A 582-nucleotide genomic window follows, 5' to 3' on the forward strand; every position below is an offset into this window, starting at 1 on the left:
GAGTCCAATGGCGGGGTGCGGGTGATGCCGCTGGGTGACTCGATCACCGAGGGCACGCAGGTGCCGGGCGGGTACCGGATCGGGTTGTGGCAGCGGCTGGTCTCGGGCCGCTACACGGTCGACTTCGTGGGGTCGCAGTTCAACGGGCCGGGCAACCTGGGCGATCATGACCATCAGGGGCATCCGGGGTGGCGGATCGACCAGATCGACGCCAACATCGCCGGCTGGGCGCGGACCTACAACCCGCGCACGGTGCTGCTGCACATCGGCACCAACGACGTGCTGCAGAACTACAACGTCAGCAGCGCGCCGCAGCGGCTGTCCACCCTGATCGACCGGATCACCGCCACGGTGCCCAATGCCGACGTGTTCGTCGCCACCATCATCCCGTTGTCCAACTCCGGGCAGGAGAACACCGCCCGTACCTTCAACGCGGCCATTCCCGGCATCGTGCAGAGCAAGGTCAACGCCGGCAAACACGTCCATCTGGTCGACATGCACGCCGCGCTGACCACCGCCGACCTGATCGACGGCATCCACCCCACCTCCGGCGGCTACGACAAGATGGCCGCCACCTGGTAC

The 582-nt window shown here is 67.0% G+C and carries 1 protein-coding gene; it reads left to right on the forward strand.

Annotated features, from left to right (window positions below):
• Window positions 1-24 precede the first annotated feature (24 nt).
• Window positions 25-582: SGNH/GDSL hydrolase family protein (locus tag ACFO60_RS40830; protein WP_380852931.1), on the forward strand; the 558-nt coding region annotated here is incomplete at its 3' end.

The sequence above is a fragment of the Sphaerisporangium dianthi genome (genome assembly GCF_042654065.1).
Lineage (GTDB): Bacteria > Actinomycetota > Actinomycetes > Streptosporangiales > Streptosporangiaceae > Sphaerisporangium > Sphaerisporangium dianthi.